The sequence below is a fragment of the Saccharomonospora iraqiensis subsp. paurometabolica YIM 90007 genome, assembly GCF_000231035.2.
GTDB lineage: Bacteria > Actinomycetota > Actinomycetes > Mycobacteriales > Pseudonocardiaceae > Saccharomonospora > Saccharomonospora paurometabolica.
This window is the reverse complement of the sequence record NZ_KI912258.1, coordinates 1-3,112: the sequence shown is the minus strand read 5'-3', so window position 1 is coordinate 3,112 and position 3,112 is coordinate 1. Positions and strand designations below refer to the sequence as shown.

Annotated in this window: 2 protein-coding genes and 2 pseudogenes; all 4 read right to left on the bottom strand. The window is 75.6% G+C overall.

The features are described from left to right. Positions 1–662, bottom strand: a pseudogene (locus SACPADRAFT_RS33255) (ABC transporter ATP-binding protein); the annotation flags it as partial. After that, positions 659–2,362, bottom strand: a complete 1,704-nt coding sequence (locus SACPADRAFT_RS0219200) for an ABC transporter ATP-binding protein (protein ID WP_007027061.1) — start codon at positions 2,360–2,362, stop codon at positions 659–661. The pseudogene SACPADRAFT_RS33255 and the gene SACPADRAFT_RS0219200, both read right to left, overlap by 4 nt. 122 nt (positions 2,363–2,484) lie before the next feature. Further along, positions 2,485–2,631: a SapB/AmfS family lanthipeptide gene (locus SACPADRAFT_RS31675; protein WP_007027060.1), complete on the bottom strand. Its 147-nt coding sequence runs from the start codon at positions 2,629–2,631 to the stop codon at positions 2,485–2,487. A gap of 5 nt (positions 2,632–2,636) precedes the next feature. After that, positions 2,637–3,112, bottom strand: a pseudogene (locus tag SACPADRAFT_RS33250) (hypothetical protein); the annotation flags it as partial.

Genomic DNA, 3,112 nt, shown 5'->3' with positions numbered 1-3,112 from the left:
ACGTCGTCGCGCATCGCCGCCCGCGCGGTGTCCCGGGCGCCGCACGCCACGACGTCCCGCATCCCGTCCAGCACCCCTCCGACGGTCCCGGCCACCCGCTCGTCGGCGAGGGTGAGAGCGCGCTGCCGCCGCGCCAGGGTCGGCAGCAGCGCGGTGAACACGGCGAGCACGACCACGACGGGCACCGTCACCACCCAGGCCAGTTCCCCGGCCACACTGAACACCCCCGCCAGCGCCGCGACCGTGGTGACCACCATGCCCCGCGCCTGGACGAGCAGCCCGGCCGTGGCGTCCCGGACGATCTCGACGTGCTGGGTGATCCGTGCGACCCCACTGGAGTCGGGCCGGTGCCGTCCGGCCCCGCCCTGCCCGAGCACGCCCCGGACCACGGCCTCGACCAGCAGGTCGCGCACCGGTTCGACCACCACGCCGAGGCGCTGCCACACCAGGCGCGACCCGAACGCCCCCACCACCGCGACCGCGCCGAACACGGCCAGCCACGCCACCCCGGCGCCGAGCCGGCCGCGTGCGAACCCGTCGTCGACGGCACGTTCGACCAACCGACCCGACAGGAACGCGGGCACGCTCTCCAGCACCGAGGCGCCCACCAGGGCCAGTCCGCTGCGCCAGCTCCCGGCCAGCGCCCGCCAGTAGAGCCTCACGCGGCACCCGCCTCCGCGAACACGGCCCGGTAGTCGGCGTCGGACCACAACGCCGCGTGCGTGTCCACGGCCCGCACACCCCCGTGGTCCAGCCACACCACGCTGTCCGCGCGGGCGGCGGCCCCCGCCCGGTGGGTCACCAGCACCACGGTGGTGCCGGGCAGCGCGGCGGTGACGGCGGCGTGCACCCGGGCCTCGGTGACGGTGTCCAGACCGGCGGTCGCACCGTCGAGGATCAGCACACCGGGGTTGCGGGTCAACGCGCGGGCCAGCCCGAGACGCTGCGCCTCGCCCCCGGACAGCGGGGTGTCGGTCATCGGGGTCGCGTAGCCGTCGGGCAGCCGTTCGACGAGGTCGTGGATGCCGGCCGTGCGGCAGGCCCGCTCCAGGACGTCGCCGCCGGGGTCGTGCCCGTATCCTACGGCGTCGGCCACGGTGGCCCCGAGCAACGCCGGTCGCTCGAACGCGACCGCGACCCGGTCGCGCAGTACCGCCTCGGGCACACGCGCCATCGGCACCCCGTCCAGCAGCACCTCCCCCTCGTCGGGGGTGTGCAGACCACCCAGGACGGCGGCGAGCGCGGACTTGCCCACCCCGGAGCGCCCCACGACCGCGACGGTCGTGCCCGGTTCCGGATCGAGACACACCCCGCGGAACACGCCGTCGACCCCCACGTCCCGGACGCGGAGCGTGCCGGAGGGGCACGGCGGTGCGGTCCCCGGTTCCCGCCCGTCCCCGGTGGGGCTGTCCAGCACCTCGGCGATCCGTGCGGCGCAGGAGCGTGCCCGGGACAACGACGTCAACAGCGGGATCTGACTCACCAGGCTCATGCCCAGTGCGACGTAGCCGAGCGCGGCGAGCACGTCCCCCACGCTCAGCCTGCCCGCGGCGACCCCGAACCCGGCGGCGGTGAGCACCGCGACCTGCACGGCGGGCAGCAACAACCCGGCCCGCCACACCATGCGCGCCTGGGTGCGCCACATCCCGGCGCCCGCGCCGGAGAGCCGGGGCAGGGGTTCGATCACCCGGGCGGTCTCCCGGTCGGCGAGACCGGAGGCGGCGATGGTGCGCGCCCCGGTGACGGCGTCGAGCAGCCGTGCCGAGAGTTCGCCGGAGACCTCCTGGTAGGTGCCGACGTCCGAGGCGGTCCGCCGCAGGTGCGACCGCGCCAACCACAGCGCCACCGGGACGCTGCACACGAACACCACGGCCAGGCGCCAGTCCAGCACCCCGAGCAGGACGATTGCCCCCACGGCGACCAGCAGCGCCGAACCGAGCTGCACGGTCACCGAGGCCACGGCACCCGCGCCCGCGCAGTCGGTGGTCACCCGGCTCACCACGTCCCCGTCCGGGAAGCGGTGGCCGGTACCGAGGCGGGTGAGGTGGGCGGTGAGCCGTCCCCGGAGCCGTGCGCAGGCGGTGGCGGTCACCCGCGCGGTCAGCACCGCCAGCAGCACCTCCGCCGCGATCTCGGCCGCACCGACAGCGAGGAACCACAGCAGCGCCCCGGAACCGGTGTCGCCCGCCACGGCGGTGTCCACCGCGGCGGCCAGGGCGTCCGGGAGCACCAGCGCGGTGGCCACCCCGAGCAGGCTCACCCCCAGCAGCACCAGCACACGGACCCGGTCCCGGGTGACGACCTCGCTCAGCAGCGCGTCGCCGGGCGCGCGGGGCCGGCCACCGGCACGGAATGCGTCCACTCCCGACTCCCCCGTCGATCCGGCACACTACGACGGTGCGCCGAGCGACGCACCAGTCCTGCGTCGCTCGGCGCACCCTGCGGCACCGGCAGGCGCGCGGGGCGCCTACCGGACCTGCCGGATCAGTGGCAGGTCAGCAGGCTGACGGTGCTGTTGGCGCAGCTCGCCAGCAGGCTGAGGTTGCTGCCCGCACCACCGTCGCCGCCGCCGTCCTTGCCGGAGGGGGCGTCGGCGGCTTCGAGACCCTGCAGGTCGAGAACCATCTCCATGTGTGTCACCTTTCTCTTCTCACTCCGGTCGGGACCGACCGGACTTCCTGCACCGGCCGTTGTCCGGCCGGGGGCTCGGGATGCAGGAACGGCAGTGCGGCCGTTCCCCGCGCGGTGTCCGACAACGCGAGCAGCAATCCGGCTCCGCCGGTCGCCACGTCCATGGACAGCCGCAGCAGCTGGTTGCCGGGGAAGGCCACCCCGCCGTCGCCGTAGCCGACGGCGTACCAGGACAGCCGGGACAGGTGCGTGGCGATCGCGTCGGCGTGGCGGGGGTCCGGCACACGCCGGTGCGCCGCGGCGAGGGCGGTGATCAGACCGGCGCGGCCGTACAGCAGGCCCGGGTGGATGACGAACTCGCCGAGGCACGCCCGCAGCAGTCCGGGCAGGTCCGCCAGGCACGCCGCGTCCGGCCGGACCGCGGCCAGCTCGGTGGCCACCAGCGCGACCCCGGCGCTGCCCACCGCCACGTACGGCAGTG

Coding starts and splice junctions, on each gene's coding strand:
- SACPADRAFT_RS31675 (WP_007027060.1), bottom strand. CDS start 2,631: ATGGAGATGGTTCTCGACCTGCAGGGTCTCGAAGCCGCCGACGCCCCC.